General features: G+C 62.4%; 19 protein-coding genes. 13 read left to right on the top strand and 6 right to left on the bottom strand.

Annotation, left to right across the window (positions count from 1 at the left end):
- The first annotated feature begins 1 nt into the window (after position 1).
- From bcp to xth, 5 genes are all read left to right on the top strand, one after another.
- Entirely contained in the window at positions 2-463 is a 462-nt protein-coding gene (gene bcp / locus FHS54_RS00180) for a thioredoxin-dependent thiol peroxidase (protein ID WP_167302625.1), read from the top strand.
- Complete coding sequence (locus tag FHS54_RS00175; RefSeq protein WP_167301781.1) at positions 460-1,269, top strand: ferritin-like domain-containing protein; 810 nt, start codon at positions 460-462, stop codon at positions 1,267-1,269. The genes bcp and FHS54_RS00175 overlap by 4 nt, the downstream gene beginning before the upstream one ends.
- A gap of 105 nt (positions 1,270-1,374) precedes the next feature.
- Positions 1,375-2,097: a M23 family metallopeptidase gene (locus FHS54_RS00170; RefSeq protein WP_167301780.1), complete on the top strand. Its 723-nt coding sequence runs from the start codon at positions 1,375-1,377 to the stop codon at positions 2,095-2,097.
- Positions 2,098-2,181: 84 nt separating this feature from the next.
- Positions 2,182-2,508 (top strand): iron-sulfur cluster insertion protein ErpA, encoded by a 327-nt coding sequence (gene erpA / locus FHS54_RS00165; protein WP_167301779.1) that lies wholly within the window; start codon positions 2,182-2,184, stop codon positions 2,506-2,508.
- Positions 2,509-2,574: 66 nt separating this feature from the next.
- The gene (gene xth / locus FHS54_RS00160) at positions 2,575-3,348 is read left to right on the top strand and encodes an exodeoxyribonuclease III (RefSeq protein WP_167301778.1); all 774 of its coding nucleotides are present in this window, start codon (positions 2,575-2,577) and stop codon (positions 3,346-3,348) included.
- 21 nt (positions 3,349-3,369) lie between these two features.
- Here the strand turns inward: xth and FHS54_RS00155 are convergent, their stop codons facing one another.
- A complete protein-coding gene (locus tag FHS54_RS00155; RefSeq protein WP_167301777.1) occupies positions 3,370-4,254 on the bottom strand; it encodes a metallophosphoesterase family protein in 885 nt (294 codons plus the stop codon).
- Positions 4,255-4,326: 72 nt separating this feature from the next.
- Between FHS54_RS00155 and FHS54_RS00150 the strand changes: the two genes are divergently transcribed.
- Positions 4,327-5,229 (top strand): diacylglycerol/lipid kinase family protein, encoded by a 903-nt coding sequence (locus FHS54_RS00150; RefSeq protein ID WP_167301776.1) that lies wholly within the window; start codon positions 4,327-4,329, stop codon positions 5,227-5,229.
- Positions 5,230-5,248: 19 nt separating this feature from the next.
- On the opposite strand, the gene FHS54_RS00145 is transcribed toward FHS54_RS00150, so the two are convergent.
- On the bottom strand, positions 5,249-6,406 hold the full coding sequence (locus FHS54_RS00145) for a GNAT family protein (protein ID WP_167301775.1): 1,158 nt from the start codon (positions 6,404-6,406) through the stop codon (positions 5,249-5,251).
- Between the two features lie 129 nt (positions 6,407-6,535).
- Here FHS54_RS00145 and FHS54_RS00140 point away from each other — a divergent pair, with 129 nt between their 5' ends.
- Positions 6,536-7,603 (top strand): fatty acid desaturase family protein, encoded by a 1,068-nt coding sequence (locus tag FHS54_RS00140; RefSeq protein WP_167301774.1) that lies wholly within the window; start codon positions 6,536-6,538, stop codon positions 7,601-7,603.
- Positions 7,604-7,790: 187 nt separating this feature from the next.
- On the opposite strand, the gene lptG is transcribed toward FHS54_RS00140, so the two are convergent.
- Both lptG and lptF read right to left on the bottom strand, forming a co-directional pair.
- The gene (gene lptG, locus FHS54_RS00135; RefSeq protein WP_167301773.1) at positions 7,791-8,891 is read right to left on the bottom strand and encodes an LPS export ABC transporter permease LptG; all 1,101 of its coding nucleotides are present in this window, start codon (positions 8,889-8,891) and stop codon (positions 7,791-7,793) included.
- Between the two features lie 5 nt (positions 8,892-8,896).
- Positions 8,897-10,117, bottom strand: coding sequence for an LPS export ABC transporter permease LptF (gene lptF, locus FHS54_RS00130; RefSeq protein ID WP_167301772.1), 1,221 nt, complete (start codon positions 10,115-10,117; stop codon positions 8,897-8,899).
- Positions 10,118-10,252: 135 nt separating this feature from the next.
- Here lptF and FHS54_RS00125 point away from each other — a divergent pair, with 135 nt between their 5' ends.
- Complete coding sequence (locus FHS54_RS00125) at positions 10,253-10,744, top strand: DUF2141 domain-containing protein (protein WP_167301771.1); 492 nt, start codon at positions 10,253-10,255, stop codon at positions 10,742-10,744.
- Between the two features lie 6 nt (positions 10,745-10,750).
- Positions 10,751-11,719, top strand: a complete 969-nt coding sequence (locus FHS54_RS00120; RefSeq protein WP_167301770.1) for a diacylglycerol/lipid kinase family protein — start codon at positions 10,751-10,753, stop codon at positions 11,717-11,719.
- A gap of 53 nt (positions 11,720-11,772) precedes the next feature.
- On the opposite strand, the gene FHS54_RS00115 is transcribed toward FHS54_RS00120, so the two are convergent.
- Together FHS54_RS00115 and FHS54_RS00110 are read right to left on the bottom strand one after the other, a co-directional pair.
- Positions 11,773-12,144, bottom strand: coding sequence for a hypothetical protein (locus FHS54_RS00115; protein ID WP_167301769.1), 372 nt, complete (start codon positions 12,142-12,144; stop codon positions 11,773-11,775).
- Positions 12,145-12,170: 26 nt separating this feature from the next.
- Positions 12,171-13,019: a methyltransferase domain-containing protein gene (locus FHS54_RS00110; RefSeq protein WP_167301768.1), complete on the bottom strand. Its 849-nt coding sequence runs from the start codon at positions 13,017-13,019 to the stop codon at positions 12,171-12,173.
- 44 nt (positions 13,020-13,063) lie between these two features.
- On the opposite strand from FHS54_RS00110, the gene FHS54_RS00105 reads away from it, so the two are divergent.
- The 4 genes from FHS54_RS00105 to FHS54_RS00090 are packed head-to-tail and all read left to right on the top strand — an operon-like array spanning position 13,064 to position 15,429.
- Entirely contained in the window at positions 13,064-13,813 is a 750-nt protein-coding gene (locus FHS54_RS00105; RefSeq protein ID WP_208404695.1) for a ComF family protein, read from the top strand.
- 49 nt (positions 13,814-13,862) lie between these two features.
- Entirely contained in the window at positions 13,863-14,120 is a 258-nt protein-coding gene (grxC, locus tag FHS54_RS00100) for a glutaredoxin 3 (protein ID WP_167301767.1), read from the top strand.
- Between the two features lie 5 nt (positions 14,121-14,125).
- Positions 14,126-14,956 carry a carbon-nitrogen hydrolase family protein gene (locus FHS54_RS00095; RefSeq protein ID WP_167301766.1) on the top strand — a complete coding sequence of 277 codons (831 nt, stop codon included), beginning with the start codon at positions 14,126-14,128 and terminating at the stop codon, positions 14,954-14,956.
- On the top strand, positions 14,953-15,429 hold the full coding sequence (locus FHS54_RS00090) for a DUF1178 family protein (protein WP_167301765.1): 477 nt from the start codon (positions 14,953-14,955) through the stop codon (positions 15,427-15,429). The genes FHS54_RS00095 and FHS54_RS00090 overlap by 4 nt, the downstream gene beginning before the upstream one ends.
- Positions 15,430-15,438: the final 9 nt, after the last annotated feature.

Here is a 15,438-nt window from a genome sequence, read left to right as displayed (position 1 = left end):
GATGCTGGAATCCGGGGATGCCCTGCCCGAAGTGGCGCTGAAGGATGCGGACGGCGCTGATTTCAACCTGTCGCGATATAAGGGCGCGCCGGTGGTCGTCTATTTCTATCCCAAGGCGGATACGCCCGGCTGCACCAATGAAGCGAAGGATTTTACCGAATTGGCGGGCGATTTCGCCGCAATCGGCGTGCCTGTCGTCGGCATATCGAAGGACAAACCCGCCAAGCTCAAGAAGTTTGCGGACAAATATGGCCTGACTGTCACGCTGGCGTCCGACGAGCCGGGCGATGTGTGCGAAGCATTTGGCACATGGGTGGAAAAGTCGCTCTATGGCCGCAAATATATGGGCATTGCGCGCGCTACCTTCCTGTTCGACGCCAGCGGCAAAGCGGCGCGCGTCTGGCCTCAGGTGAAGGTGAAGGGACATGCCGCCGAGGTGCTGGAGGCAGCGAAGGCGCTTTGAGCCTGCCTCCGCCGACCGACTGCGTGAGCGCGGGCTGCGCCAATGTCCTGCGCACTGCCGATCCCTGGCGCAAGGTGATGGCGGCACGTTCTGTCGCGCGTGATTGGGCGACGGGGCGGATCGCCCATCGCTTTGACGTGACCATGCCTGACCGGCCAGCGCGGCCCGAAAAGCCGATGCTCCTGCCGCCCAACCAGATGCCACGGCGGGGCAAGATGGGTTCGGAACGGACCCGGATCGCGATGCTGCATGCTTTGGCGCATATCGAATTTGTCGCCATCGATCTGGCGTTCGATCTGGTTGGCCGCTTCGGCGGGCAATTCCCCCGCGCCTTTACCGATGACTGGATGCGGGTGGGGGCGGAAGAAGCCATGCACTTTGCGTTGCTGGACCGACGATTGCGGCAGATGGGCAGTGGTTACGGAGAATTGCCCGCGCATGACGGGCTGTGGCAGGCAGCGACGGAAACGGCGCATGATGCGATGGCGCGGCTGGCCATCGTGCCGATGGTGCTGGAGGCGCGGGCGCTGGACATCACCCCGGCGATGGTGGAGCGGTTCGAACAGGTGGGGGACGAGGTGTCGGGGCGGATGCTGCGACGCATCATGCAGGATGAAATTCGGCATGTCGCCGCCGGGACGACATGGTTCAATCATGCGGCGAACAGAGTGGGCCTGAACCCCGCAAAAGGTTACCAAATGCTTGTAAAACGCCATTTTCGGGGCAGCCTGAAGCCACCGTTCAACGACTCAGCGCGTCGACAAGCCGGTTTAACGCTGGAATATTACGGAGCGCTTGCACAATGAGCCGCAATTTGACCTTTTAATGTCACGGGGGCGGCTTCAGGTCGCATTTGGTCACACGGGGAGCACCGATAAGGCTACAGCCTTCGGTGGATAGTCGGGGTCGCAATGTTGGTTCGATATTTAGTCAATGCGCGCCGGGCGCTATGGTTCCGGTCCGCTTTCAAAATGGCGGGTGCGGCAGGTCTGGCAGGGATGCTGTGCGCCACTGCGCCGGTGCAGGCCAAGAGCGTCGAGGATGATCCCTACGGCGACGCCTCCGAAATCAACGCCAGCCCGCTTGGCCCGGCGGACATTGGTTTTTCCAACCTGTTTTCCAGCCTGCAGCGGCTTGATGGCGAAGCGAAGCAGGCCAATTATATTCCTTCGGGCCGTCCGGTTGAGAAGCTTTCGCTGACGTCGAACTTCGGCGCGCGGTCCGATCCGTTCAATGGCCGCACGCGGATGCATAAGGGCGTCGATATCCCCGGCCCGGTGGGCACGCCGATCTACGCGACCGCCGACGGCATCGTCAGCCGCGCCGGATGGGCCAGCGGCTATGGCAATCTGGTCCAGATTTCGCACGGCAGCGGTATGGAAACGCGTTACGGCCATATGTCGAAGCTGATCGTTGCGGCGAACAGCTATGTGCGTCGCGGTCAGCTGATCGGCCTGATGGGTTCGACCGGCCGTTCGACCGGCAGCCACCTTCATTATGAAGTGCGGGTCGATGGCCAGGCCGTCAATCCGATCCCCTTCGTCGCCGGACCGGATTATCTGGTGGCGATGAACACCAAGCCGCCGATCGCCATGGGTGGCCCGACCAACATTCAGGAACATGCAGCGGACTGATCCGTCGGCTTTTCTTCATGTCCTTTCATAAGGCCCGGCGCGTCATGGCTTGCCGGGCCTTTTGCTTGACCCTATCTAGGCGTCATGGCCGACATTGATCTCACCCCTTCCGCCGCTGCCCGCGTTGCGGCGATTGCCACGAAACAGGGCAAGCCCGCGATCCTGCGCCTTGCGGTGGAGGGCGGCGGTTGTTCGGGTTTCCAATATCGTTTCGGGCTGGCCGACACGGTCGAGGCCGACGATATCAGCGTTGAGCGGGATGGCGTAACCCTGGTCGTGGATGATGTCAGCCTGGACCTGGTGCGCGGGGCGGCGGTCGATTTTGTATCCGACCTGGGCGGCGCGGCGTTCAAGGTGACGAATCCCAACGCGACCGCTGGTTGCGGTTGCGGGTCCAGCTTTTCGATTTAATCGCGGCTCGCCCTTGTCGAAGCGGCGCTCTTCTCTTTAGGGATGCGCGTGAGGAGAAGCTGTCCCATGCGTATCGCCACCTACAATATCAACGGCATCAAGGCGCGCCTGCCGCGCTTGATCGAGTGGCTGAGCGAAACGCAGCCGGACGTCGCCTGCCTTCAGGAGATCAAGACATCCGACGAAACCTTCCCGGTGAAGGATATCGAGGATGCGGGCTATGGGGTGATCTGGCACGGGCAGAAGGGATTTAACGGCGTCGCGATCCTGGCGCGGGGCGAAACGCCGGTGGAAGTCCGACGTGGCCTGGACGGCGAGCCGGAGGATGAACATAGCCGCTATATCGAAGCCGATGTGAAGGGCGTGCGGGTCGCCAGCATCTACCTGCCCAACGGCAATCCGCAGCCGGGGCCGAAATTCGATTACAAGCTGCGGTGGATGAAGCGATTGCGTGATCGCGCCCAGCAGATTTGGGCCGAAGAAGTGCCTGCCATCCTGGCGGGCGATTATAATGTCATCCCGCGCGACAAGGATGTCTATTCGGTCAAGGCGATGGCGGACGACGCGCTGATGCAGCCGGAAAGCCGCGCCGCCTATCGCCGCATCCTGGGCGACGGCTGGACCGATGCGATCCTCAGCAAGCATCCGGCTGGTGGCGTTTGGACATTCTGGGATTATCAGATGAATGCCTGGCCGCGCGATGCGGGCTTTCGGATCGACCATCTGCTGTTAAGCCCGGCGGCTGCCGACCGCCTGATCGATGCGCAGGTCGACAAGGACTTTCGCGGCAGGGAGAAGGCGAGCGATCATGCGCCGACTTGGGTGGAGCTGGCCGGGTAGCAGTTCGCGGCTATTGCCGCCTCATGCCTGCGCCATTTTCGCCAGCGGGATACGCTTGCGCGCGGCAGGGTCGGCGGCGATCTCGTTCGCTTCCCATGCTGCTCCGTCCCGGCTGTAGGCGACATGGTCGCCGCGCTGAAAGCTCGCGCCGTCCCAGGCCACGACTTGCAGCTCAATCCTGTCATTATGATGGACGTGCAGCCAGTTGAAACTTTGCGGTTCGGCATTGCGCAGACGGATTGAGGTTGCCGTGCCCGCCTGAATGACCAGCGCGCCGCCTGCGTCCGCGACCATTTTTTGCGCGGCCTGCGCATAGGTACGGTGAAAATGACCCGCCAGGGCGATGTGGATGCCTGCCTGACAAGCGGTGGCCACGGCGTCTTCATGCCGACCCACTGCTTCGCTCAACTCATTCCCCCTGCCGATCGGCATGGCGAAGAGCGGATGATGAGTCACGAGAATGCGTGTTTTTTCGGGCGCAACCGGAGCGAAGCATTCGCGCAGAAGCTGCATCTGGTCATGGTTGATGCGGCCATCCTTGATCGTCAGCGATCGGGCGGTGTTGAGGCCGAGGATCGCCACTTCATCATCTTCATACCAGGGGCAGAGGTCATTGCTGATATAGCGTTTGTAGCGCCGCAGTGGCGCGCCGAAGCGGCGAATGACATCATAGAGCGGCACGTCATGATTGCCGGGAATGACCAGCAATCGCATGCCCGCCGCGCGCAGCCGGTTGAGCCAGGCGGACGCGTCGCGAAACTGTTGCACGCGCGCCCGTTGGGTCAGGTCGCCGCTGATGATCACCAGGTCCGGTTGGGCCTGCTGGAGCCAGGCTTCGGTCGCGGACACAATTTTGGGGTCATGCGCGCCGAAATGGATGTCGGATAGATGAGCGATGCGAGCCATGATCTTTCAACGAGTGCGCGCGCGATATTGTTTCGCGCGGGAGCCGACCGGCGGTTGGCGTGTTGTTGAGGCATGGAAACAAACTCCCTGCCGCGTGAGGCCGCCCTTATCGTCAATGTCCATAGCCGCAGGGGCGAGGCGCTGTTCGAGGAAGCAAAGCAAAAGCTGGAGAACGCGGGGGTCAGGTTGATGATGGCGGAGGCCGTGACCGATCCCGACAAGTTGCAGGCCAGCGTACGTCAGGCCGTGCAGTCAGGCGCGCCGATGGTGATTGTGGGCGGGGGAGACGGGTCGCTGTCGGGGACGGTCGATGAACTGGTGGGGAAGGGGTGCGTGTTTGGGGTCTTGCCGCTGGGAACGGCGAACAGTTTCGCCCGCACGTTGGGCATTCCACTGGATATTGACGGCGCGATAGAGGTGATCGCGTCGGGGCGGCGGCGGCGGATCGACCTGGGCATGATTGACCGGGATTATTTCGTGAATGCCGCATCGCTGGGCCTGTCGCCTATGATCGGACGGACGGTGCCGGCCAAGCTCAAACGCTATCTGGGGCGGGTGGGTTATCTGGTCTGGGCGGTCAAATGTTCTGTCGGGTTTCGCGCGTTCCGGCTGACCATAGACGATGGCGTGCAGGAAAAACGCATGTGGTCGACGGAGGTGAGAATCCTCAACGGCGCCTATCATGGTGGGGTCGAACTGTCGGATCACGCCGATGTCGACAGCGGCGATCTGGTGGTCCAGGCGGTGGTGGGCAGAAGCCATGCGCGTTTGGCGTGGGACTGGTATGCGAAATTCTTCAAGCTGCGGGATCGGGATGCCCATACGGAGGAATTTCGCGGAAAATCCTTTCGCATCGAAACGCGTCCCCGCCAGCGTATCTCAATCGATGGCGAGGTGCTGGCGGCCACGCCCGCCATGGCGCAGGTGGCGGCGGGCGCAATCGATGTCGCGGTGCCGCGTCAAAACACTGTCTGATCGCGCGCGGCTGGCGGCGTCAGAGGTCCTTTTCGTAGATCTGATAGACCTTGTTCACCTTGCTGCCGATGGCGTCGGCTATGGCGTTCATGCCCTGATTGTCGTCCAGCACCCAACCGATCTCGCTGCGGGTCGCGCCATAGCGGGAAATCGCGGCGAGCCGAATTCGTTCGATCATCATGAAAGCGAGCTGGCTGGCGAGGCGGGACGACTGAAGTCGCTGGACGACGCCCATCAACGGCACGCGCATCGTGCGCACCTTGGGCTTGCGCAGCCACCAGAGCAGCTTTGCCCAGCCAAAGGGAAATAGCGATCCGTTAAGCGGCGCGGTCGCTTCATTAAGGTCGGGCAGGGTCATCATGAAGGCGACAGGTTCGTCGTCCAGTTCGGCAATCATTATGAGGTCTTCGAAAACGATGGGCTTCAACTGCTTGCCGAAATGAGCGACTTCTTCGTCCGTGATCGGCACAAAGCCCCAGTTGCGGCCCCATGCGTCATTCAGGATGCCAAGGATGATCGCGGCCTCTGTATCGAACCTGCTCTTGTCCACTTTGCGAATGCGGATGCGATCGCTTTTTTCACCCGAAGCAATGATCCGCTGGATTAGAGGGGGGAAGGGGGTGGTGATGCCCAGATCATAGGTTTTCAGCTGCTTGACCGGTCGATAGCCCGCGCCTTCGATCATTGGCTGGTAGCTGGGCTTGGCATGGCCCATCATAACCGTGGGCGGGTGGTCGAAACCGTCGATGAGCAAGCCCGGCTCTTCCCAGATCGACAATGATATGGGGCCGAGCACGCGGGACATGCCCTTGGACCGTAGCCAGTTTTCGGCAGCTTCGATCAAAGCCGCGCCCGTTTCCGCGTCCTCCGCTTCGAACAGGCCGAAATTGCCAGTGCCCGGACCCATGCCCTGTTCGGCAGGTTGGCTCAGCGCGATATGGTCGATATGGGCAGACACCCGGCCTACCACCTGCCCATTGCGGCGAGCGAGGAAATATTGCGCCTCTGCATGGCTGAAAAACGGGTTCTTGCCCGGCGTGATCAGCGCCCGCACTTCGTTTTTCAACGGCGGCACCCAATGGGGATCATCCGCGTAGATATGCCAGGGCAGATCGACAAAGGCCTTGCGATCTTCCTTGGAAGCGACGGGGGTAATCACCAGTTCGGAATGGGCCACGGTGGAGCTTTCGCTAAGAGATGGGAGCAGTTCGCCGCTTGGCTCGCGATTGTCAATCGGGCTGTCACAAAGGCGAAAGCGTCATTTTACTGCCACGATCTCAGCGCAATTGGATTATAGGAGCGCGGCATGACTGTGCATGATCCCATCATTGCGAGCGCGTCGGGCAATCGCAAAGCCATTCCCGACGATGCGACGATGCTGCGCGCCGCCGCTGAGTTGACGCGCGAATATTCCAAGGCAGATCCGGCCATTTACTGGCCCGACATGCTGGCGTCGGCGTTGGTCGGCTATGCGGGATTGGCGACCGCCATATTGGCCGACAGCACCGTTCTGGCGCTGGCAAGCGGCCTGGTTGCCATGCTGGCACTGTATCGCGCGGCGAGCTTCATTCACGAACTGACCCATATCCGCAAGGGTGCCTTGCCCGGTTTTCGGCTGGCCTGGAACCTGATGGTGGGCATCCCGCTGATGATCCCGTCCTTCATGTATGAAGGGGTGCATACCCAGCATCATGCGCGCACCCGATACGGCACGGCGGATGACCCGGAATATCTGCCCTTGGCGCTGATGAAGCCATGGTCGCTGCCGCTGTTCATCATCGTCGCGTCGCTTGCGCCCGTGGGGCTGATCCTGCGCTACGCCGTGCTGACGCCGCTCGGCATCATTGTGCCGCCGCTGCGTCGGATGGTCCGGGAACAATATTCGGCCCTGTCGATCAACCCCGCCTATCGCCGCCGCGCGCCGGAAGGTGAGTTCAGGCGGCAATGGTTCTGGCAGGAGGCAGGCGCGTGCCTGTTCGCGCTGATGCTGGTCGCCAGCCCCCTGTTCCTGGGGTGGAAGCCGCTGCTGATCTACATGGCCGTGCATTCCAGCATGACCGTCATCAACCAGTTGCGCACCCTGGTCGCGCATCTTTGGGAAAATGACGGTGACGCCATGACGGTGACGGCGCAATATCTGGATTCGGTGAACGTGCCGCCGCCATCGCCGCTCGCCGCCATCTGGGCACCGGTCGGCCTGCGTTATCATGCGTTGCACCATTTGCTGCCCAGCGTTCCCTATCATGCGCTGGGCAAGGCGCATGCCCGGTTGATGGCGACGCTGGACGAACAGTCGCCCTATCGGGGCGGCAACTATGCCGGAATGTGGCCGCTGGTGGGCAAGATCGCCCGGAGCACGATGGTGAAGCGGTAGAGCGGAGCTTGGTTAATAGGCAACATTCTCGTTCGTGCTGAGCCTGTCGACGCGCTTATCTTTCCTTCTGGCGTGTGAGGCATGAAGAAGTAAGGCCCTTCGACAGGCTGAGGCCGAACGGGAGAAATGTTCTTGATTTAACGCTCGTTGCTTTGGGTCAGGCTGTGGATGGGAGGCCTCCGAAGCCTCACTCTTCCGTGCGGAACAGGACGGTTTCGCCGACCAGCAGGAACAGGAAAAAGGGCGCCCATGCCGCCAGGAAGGGCGGGTAAGCGCCCAGATTGCCCATGGCGAGCGAGAAATTGTCGGCCACGAAATAGGCGAAGCCCAGCGCCATGCCGATGACGGCGCGCAAGAATAGCTGGCCGGACCGGGCGAGCCCGAACGCCGCGACCGACCCCAATATGGGCATCAGCAGCGCGGACAGCGGCCCCGACACCTTGTGCCAGAGGCTTCCTTCCAGTTCCGCCGTGGGGCGGCCTGCATCCCGCAGATCGGTAATGGCGGCGCGCAGTTCGCCAAAGGTCATGGCATCAGGATCGACCCTGGCCAGGGTGAATTGGTCGGGCCGGATGTCCCGCCCAAAGCGGACCGTGCCGACCTGTCGTTCCGTGCCGCGCGCCACGTCGAACTGGCGCGCATCCTCCAGCACCCAGCTTTTGGTCGCGGCGTCATAGCGGCCCTTGGGGGCCTGGACGATGGTGACCAGGCCGTTGTTCACCCGGTTGAAGATTTCCACCTTGCGCAACTGCACCGCCGTGCCGCGCCCGGCGACGATGGCGGCTGTCACCAGATTATTGCCGTCGCGCACCCATGGTCCGGTCTTGATCCCGCTGTCGCGCGGTAGCGGGCCGTAATCCACCGCCTGCCATGCGCTGAGCCGCGCGGTCGATCGTGCCACGATCCGTTCGTTGAAGGCGAAGCTGATCAGCGCGACAACCAGCGCCGATGTGACCAGCGGCGCTAGAATCTGATGCGCCGAAAGCCCGGCTGCCTTCATCGATATGATTTCGCTGTTCTGGTTGAGCGTGGCGAGCATGATGAGCGTGCCGAGCAGGACCGAAAAGGGCAGGAAGCGCGCGATGATCTGCGGAGCGCGCAGGCTGACATAATGCCAGAGCTGCGCGTCCCCATTGCCCGCATAGGCGAGGACGTCGTTGGATTCGCCCAGTAGATCCAGCGTCTGGAGCACGACGACGAGCAGCGCCAGCACCGCGAAGGTGCGGGTGAAGAACAGGCGCGCCATATACCAGCTGAGCTGGCGGGAGGGGAAGAAGTCGAACTGCATGGACTTTAGGTAATCCCTTCCGCCGCAAGATCAGGCTTACGCCGCCGCCGCCCAAGGCGCAGGACCTTGCCGATCTGCTTGCCGAATTGGGCAAAGGCATATTCCAGCGCGCCGATCGGCTGACCGCCCGGACGATGCGCGACGACGTGATACATCCACAGGATCAGGCATGCGGTCAGCAGGAACGGCACCCACAGCGCGATGATCGGATCGATCCGGCCCAGCGCGCCCACGCCTTGTCCATATTCGTTGATCTTGTGATAGGTCACGATGAAGACGATCGACAGGAACACGCCCAGCGCGGACGTCGACCTTTTCGGTGGAATGGCAAAGGCCAGCGCGGCGAGCGGCAGCAACATCATCATCGCCACTTCGACCATGCGGAAATGGAAGTTTGCGCGGATTTCGTTGCGCAGCTTAGGCTTGACGGTCGGGTCGTGGCCCAGCTTCGCCAGTTCGATGATGGTTTTTTCCCGGTCGACATTGCGACCGCGGAAGCGTTCGATCTGAGGCAGGTCGATGGGCAGATCATGGCTGGAAAAGGACAATATGCGCGGCGAATGATATTTGGGCGCGTCGTTCACCAACACCCCGTCGCGCAGGCGGAAGATGATGGTGTCGGGATCGTCGGTGGCCAGGAAGCTGCCCTGCGCTGCGGTCACGGCCACGGTCTGCCCATCCTTGCCCACGGCCCGCACGAAAATGCCCTGGAGGTTGCGCCCGCCATCCAGGCTGCGTTCGATCCGCAGGGTCATCCGCTTGCCCAGGCTGGTGAATTCGCCAACCTTGATCGACGCGCCCAGCGCGCCCGATCGCAGTTCGAAACGCAACGCTTCATAGGCATGACGAGACAGCGGCTGGACGAACCCGACGATGCCGAAATTGAGCAGCGCCAGCGCGATCGCATACATATAAGGCACGCGCAGCAGGCGGCCATAGGACAGGCCCACCCCCCGCATCACGTCCAGTTCCGATGACAGGGCCAGTTTGCGGAAGGCCAGCAAGATGCCCAGCATCAGGCCGATCGGGATGCCCAGTGACAGATATTCCGGCATCATGTTGGCCAGCATGCGCCACACGACGCTCACCGGGCCGCCTTCGGCCGCCACGAAGTCGAACAGGCTGAGCATCTTGTCTAGCACGAGCAGCATCGCGGAGATCACCAGCGTGCCGAGCATCGGCAGGGCGATCAGGCGGCCTAGATATCGATCAGTGGCGGTCAGCATTCTCTATGTGGTCGTCCCATCACCATGATTTGGCCGCAAACCCCGCCCATAGCTGAAACCACGGAAACAAGTTTGCGGGGCGAACAGGGGCTCGCCGTCCGATGTCATCGGGCGGCTATAGCTTCACGGAGTCGGATGGTCATGTTCAAAGTTTCGGTGGGTCTGTTACCGGTGGCATTGCTCGCCATCACCCCCGCAATGGCCCATGGGCAGAAAATCAATAACGACCTTGATCTTTGCGGCGTGTCGGCCAAGGGGCCAGCCGTGCTGGTCGATGTGCGTGGCTTCGCTGCGCCGACGGGCAAGGTGCGCGTCCAAACCTACCCTGCCACGAAAAATGCCTGGCTTGCCAAGGGTGCCTGGCTCAATCGGATCGATACCGTCGTCCAGCCTAGCAACGGGGCCATGCGTTTCTGCATGCCCGTGCCGGAAGCGGGACGATATGGCATCGCTGTGCGTCATGATCGCAACGGCAACGGCAAGACGGACATTTCGCGCGATGGCGGCGGGTTTTCCAACAATCCGTCGATCAGCATCTTCAACCTGGGAAAGCCGTCGGTCGAAAAGGCCGCCGTCCGGGTCGGGCCGGGTGTGACGCGCATCACCATCAACCTCCAATATATGTGATAATAGATGGTCCGCGTCGCGCTCCTGTCCAATCCCAAATCCACGGGCAACCGGCAGAGCCTGCCGCGCGTGCGCAGTTACTGCGCCAGCAATCCTGACATTTTCCACTATGAAGTGGAGCATGTCGACCAGATCGGCAGGGCGTTGCAGACCATCGCCCGCGTCGATCCGGTGGTTATCGTCATCAATGGCGGCGACGGCACCGTTCAGGCGGCATTGACGGAGCTATATCAGGGTGAACATTTCAAGGGTCGCGTCCCGCCTATCGCGGTGCTTCCCAATGGCAAGACCAACCTGATCGCGCTTGACCTGGGCATCCACGGCGATCCCATCAAGGCGCTGGAACGCATCGTCCAGATCGCCAAGGCGGGCGTGGATGATCATGTCGTCGCGCGGGAATTGATCGCCTTGTCTGACGGAGGCGCGGACACGCGGCCCGTGCTGGGCATGTTCCTGGGCGGCGCGGGCCTGGCCGATTACATGCTTTATTGCCGCAACCGCATCTATCCGCTGGGCCTGTCCAACGGCCTTAGTCATTTCCTGACGGTGCTGGCGGTGCTGGCCACGCTGATCTTTGGCATCAGGGCGCGGTTTCTGCCCCAGTCGAGCCGCCCGGTACGCATTTCGCTGATCCGCGACGGCCAGCTTGCGGGCCGGTTCGCCGTGCTGATCGTCACCACGCTGGAACGGCTGCTACTGGGGGTGCAGCCGGGCGATAGTCGGCGCGGCAACATGAAGCTCATGGCCGTCGACCAGAATCTTTCCTCCCTGCTGCGGCTGGGCTGGGCCAGCGTCACCCGTCGCGTGGGCAAGGCGAAGATGCAGGGCATTCATCTGGAACAGGGCGACATCATCCGTATCGAGGGCGACCATAGCAGCGTCATCCTGGACGGCGAATTGTTCCAGGCGTCGGAGGGCAAACCCATTATATTGCGTTCCACCCAGCCGGTGCCGTTCCTGCGACTGGCGGCCTGAAGCCTGTATCGGTTCGGCTCAGATTGCTAGCATCTGCGGGACTGTCCCGCCCTTTACGATTCCAGCCATTGGAAGGCGCGTTCTTCTTCTTCGAAAAACTGGGATGATGTCTGCTGCATCAACCTTTTCGCCTGCAGCTTCAGGAGCGGGGATTGCGGCAACAGAATGCCATATTCGATGATGTGAGGGGTGCGCTTTGAGACGATCTTCGCAAAACCCTCCATCACGGACTGACACTGAACAGTGCATTCCCGCATATCCAGCAGAACCTTGTCGAATGGCACGGCGTCTGCGGACGTGGCGGTGTGCTGCCGCAGAGCGGCTAGATAGCTCTGCATGGTCCCGTCATCCCAGAAGCCTCTAAAGATGATGCGTACCGACTTGGGCCTTTGCCCTGTTATGATCTGGAACTTATCTTCCGACATGCGACCGTCTGTTCCTTTCTTCAACGTCACCCTTTCGGCTTGAGCGCCTCCGCCAGCGATACTGTTGCACTGCCACGACGGGCGGGTTGGGCTTGGCTTGGGTGGGGTTTCCACCCGCTCAGATATATTATCGCCATCTGTTCGGCGGTGCGCCCGTCGCTGTCGGCGGCGGCGGCGAAATGCTCAGCCGCGCCGATGAGCGCGTCGCGCCGCAGGGCGGGTGGCTGCGATGTCAGCACATTGCCCGCACCCATTCCGCGCAGGTCGTGCATCAGGCGTAACATATCGCCATAGCGCACGGTGAGCGTCTCGCCGTCCGCGACCGGCATGGCGTAACCCGCGCGGCCCAAAAGGTCCCCGGCGGCGCGGACATCGACCTGCGGGTGGATGTGCTGGGCGGGGCGGTCGCCTTCGCCCGCCATCAGCGCGGCGCGCAGGCGGGGCAGGGTGCCCGCGCCGGTGAAGGCCGCCAGCATCAACCCGTCAGGACGCAGGATGCGGCGCATCAGGATCAGCGCGCCGGGAAGGTCGTTGACGCTGTCCAGCGTTCCGCAGGCGATCACCAGATCGAAACTGTCGTCGGCAAAGGGCAGGGCGTCTTCGTCCACCTGCACGCCGCCCTGATTGCGGGCGGCGGTAAAGCCGGGGTCGGCACAGGTGACGCGCTTGCCCATCGCTTCCAGTGCTGCCCGGCCGCTGCCATCGGGACAGCCGATCAGCAGCACTTCGGGAAGGTCGCGCTTTACGTCGGCCAGCCGATCCAGCAGCTCATCCAGCATCGCGCGATAGAGGAAGTCATGATCGGTAAACCCGTCCATCATCCGGTCCCGGCGTCTCGCCCTTAAAGCGCGGTCGAATATGTCGGGTTGGGTCATGGCAAGCCTTGTGCATCGCCGACCGAGCGGGAACAAGGGAGATCATGCCATTCCCGACCTTTCTCAAGCGCGTATCGCGTCCCGTCATCGACTATGCCCTGCCGCCGCGCTGTCCGGGCTGTGGGGTGATCGTGGATGCCGACGATGCCTTTTGCCTCAATTGCTGGAGCGCAATGCGGTTTCTGGGCGAGCCGTGCTGCGTACGCTGCGGCCTGCCGTTCGACCATGACATGGGCGACGGCGGCACTTGTGGTTCATGCCTCGCCGATCCGCCGCCTTTCGATAGTGCTCGCGCGGTGCTGGCCTATGATGACGTGGCGCGCAAAGTGGCGCTGCGGCTGAAATATGGGCGGCGCATCGGCCTGTCCCGGCTGATCGCGCGGCACATGGCGCGGCATGTCCGCGTCAGCGATCCGCCTCCGCTGATCGTGCCGGTGCCGCTGCATCGCTGGCGATTATGGTGGCGGGGGTTCAACCAGTCGGCGCTGATCGCCGACCATCTTGGCCGGTTGATGGGGCTGGATGTCGACAAGCATGGCCTGCTGCGCATCCGTGCGACGCAGCCATTGCGCGGGGCTGACCCCCGGCAGCGGGCAAAGATGGTGCGCGGCGCTTTCGGGCTGGCGCAAGGGCACAGGTTCAAGGGGCGGAGCGTCATATTGGTCGACGACGTGCATACCAGCGGTGCGACGGCTGCCGCCTGCTCCCGCGCTTTGAAACGCGGCGGAGCGTCCAGCGTTCACCTTCTATGCTGGACGCGCGCCTTGCCAGGCCGGGAAGAGGCGACCGATTGACAAAGCTGCGCCCAGCCACAATTTCAGCCGGCAAGGAGTTTTGAAACCTATGGCGAAAGTCGAAATCTATACCAAGGCGTGGTGCGGCTATTGCGCGCGGGCCAAGGCGCTGCTCCAGGGCAAGGGCGTCGGCTTTGAAGAATATGACATCACGATGGGCGGGCCAAAGCGCACGGAGATGCTGGAACGCGCCAATGGCGGGACCACGGTGCCCCAGATTTTCATCGATGGACGGCATATCGGCGGTAGCGACGACATGGCGGCGCTGGACCGGCGGGGTCAGCTAGACCCTCTGCTGGGCATGTGAACCCGATGCGCGCCGCGATCTTCCAGATGACGAGCGGGATCGATCCCGCCGCCAATGCCGATGCGATGACGGACATGATCGCACGGGCAGCGGGAGAGGGTGCGGATATGGTCTTCACGCCCGAAATGGCAGGCTATCTGGACCGTGACCGGCAGCGCGCGGCGGGGACCCTGAAGTCCGAAGCGGATGACCTCGTGCTGGCGCGGGTGCGAGAGGCGGCGGCGAAACATGGCCTGTGGGTGCATATAGGATCGCTGCCGCTCAAGGATGAACGGGCCGACGGGCGGTGGACCAATCGCAGCTTCATGATCGACGCCGCAGGACAGGTCCGTGCGCGATATGACAAGATCCACCTGTTCGATGTCGATCTGGATACGGGCGAACGCTGGCGGGAATCCGCTGTCTATGGCCCCGGCGACAGGGTGGTGGCGGTCGACACGCCCTGGGCGCGCATGGGGATGACCGTCTGTTACGACATGCGCTTTCCCGACCTTTACCGCGCACTGACCAACGCGGGAGCGTCGGTGCTGTTGATGCCTGCCGCCTTCACCGTACCGACGGGGCAGGCCCACTGGCACATATTGTTGCGCGCGCGCGCGATCGAGGCCGGATGCTTCGTCATCGCCGCCGCGCAGACCGGTCGCCACGCCGATGGGCGCGAAACCTATGGCCATAGCCTGATCGTCGATCCATGGGGCGACGTGTTGCTGGACATGGGGACGGAATCGGGCATGGTCCTTGCCGAAATCGATTTTGGCCGCATAGAGGATGTCCGCGCGAAAGTACCCGCGCTCGCCAACCGGCGGACCATAGCTCAGGACGTGATAGTGTCGTGATAGTTTTCGATTTGAAGTGCAGCGCCCAAGGCCATGTGTTCGAAGCTTGGTTCGGATCCAGCGCCGATTATGAGGATCAGGTGGCGCGTGGCCTGCTTGTCTGCCCACTATGTGGTGATACCCAGGTGGCAAAGGCGCTGATGGCACCCGCCGTCCCGCGCAAGGGTAACAGCCGCACCCCCGTCGCCCGTGAGCCGCAGGATCAACCTACCGCAGTCGCTGTCACCGGCGATGAAGCGCGCATGCGGGAATTGATGGTCAATCTGGCGCAGGCGCAGGCCAAGGTGCTGGAGGGATCGAAATGGGTCGGGCGCGGCTTTGCCGAACAGGCGCGCGCGATGCATTATGGCGAGCAGGACAGCACCAGCATCCATGGCGAAGTAGCCCCCGAAGAAGCCCGCGCCCTGATCGCCGAGGGGGTGGACGTGGCGGCTTTGCCATTTCCGGTCGTCCCGCCCGAAGCGAAGAATTGACCACGCGGC

The organism is Sphingobium vermicomposti (genome assembly GCF_011762025.1).
Classification (GTDB): Bacteria; Pseudomonadota; Alphaproteobacteria; order Sphingomonadales; family Sphingomonadaceae; genus Sphingobium; species Sphingobium vermicomposti.
Note: the sequence above shows the minus strand (reverse complement) of the source record. Positions and strands in the feature narration are given on the sequence as shown.

What these genes read in the sequence shown, in the direction of transcription:
- bcp (WP_167302625.1), top strand. Translation starts at nt 2, where the DNA reads ATGCTGGAATCCGGGGATGCCCTGCCCGAAGTGGCGCTGAAGGATGCG.
- FHS54_RS00170 (WP_167301780.1), top strand. Translation starts at nt 1,375, where the DNA reads ATGTTGGTTCGATATTTAGTCAATGCGCGCCGGGCGCTATGGTTCCGG.
- erpA (WP_167301779.1), top strand. Translation starts at nt 2,182, where the DNA reads ATGGCCGACATTGATCTCACCCCTTCCGCCGCTGCCCGCGTTGCGGCG.
- xth (WP_167301778.1), top strand. Translation starts at nt 2,575, where the DNA reads ATGCGTATCGCCACCTACAATATCAACGGCATCAAGGCGCGCCTGCCG.
- FHS54_RS00155 (WP_167301777.1), bottom strand. Translation starts at nt 4,254, where the DNA reads ATGGCTCGCATCGCTCATCTATCCGACATCCATTTCGGCGCGCATGAC.
- FHS54_RS00150 (WP_167301776.1), top strand. Translation starts at nt 4,327, where the DNA reads ATGGAAACAAACTCCCTGCCGCGTGAGGCCGCCCTTATCGTCAATGTC.
- FHS54_RS00140 (WP_167301774.1), top strand. Translation starts at nt 6,536, where the DNA reads ATGACTGTGCATGATCCCATCATTGCGAGCGCGTCGGGCAATCGCAAA.
- lptG (WP_167301773.1), bottom strand. Translation starts at nt 8,891, where the DNA reads ATGCAGTTCGACTTCTTCCCCTCCCGCCAGCTCAGCTGGTATATGGCG.
- lptF (WP_167301772.1), bottom strand. Translation starts at nt 10,117, where the DNA reads ATGCTGACCGCCACTGATCGATATCTAGGCCGCCTGATCGCCCTGCCG.
- FHS54_RS00125 (WP_167301771.1), top strand. Translation starts at nt 10,253, where the DNA reads ATGGTCATGTTCAAAGTTTCGGTGGGTCTGTTACCGGTGGCATTGCTC.
- FHS54_RS00120 (WP_167301770.1), top strand. Translation starts at nt 10,751, where the DNA reads ATGGTCCGCGTCGCGCTCCTGTCCAATCCCAAATCCACGGGCAACCGG.
- FHS54_RS00115 (WP_167301769.1), bottom strand. Translation starts at nt 12,144, where the DNA reads ATGTCGGAAGATAAGTTCCAGATCATAACAGGGCAAAGGCCCAAGTCG.
- FHS54_RS00110 (WP_167301768.1), bottom strand. Translation starts at nt 13,019, where the DNA reads ATGACCCAACCCGACATATTCGACCGCGCTTTAAGGGCGAGACGCCGG.
- FHS54_RS00105 (WP_208404695.1), top strand. Translation starts at nt 13,064, where the DNA reads ATGCCATTCCCGACCTTTCTCAAGCGCGTATCGCGTCCCGTCATCGAC.
- grxC (WP_167301767.1), top strand. Translation starts at nt 13,863, where the DNA reads ATGGCGAAAGTCGAAATCTATACCAAGGCGTGGTGCGGCTATTGCGCG.
- FHS54_RS00095 (WP_167301766.1), top strand. Translation starts at nt 14,126, where the DNA reads ATGCGCGCCGCGATCTTCCAGATGACGAGCGGGATCGATCCCGCCGCC.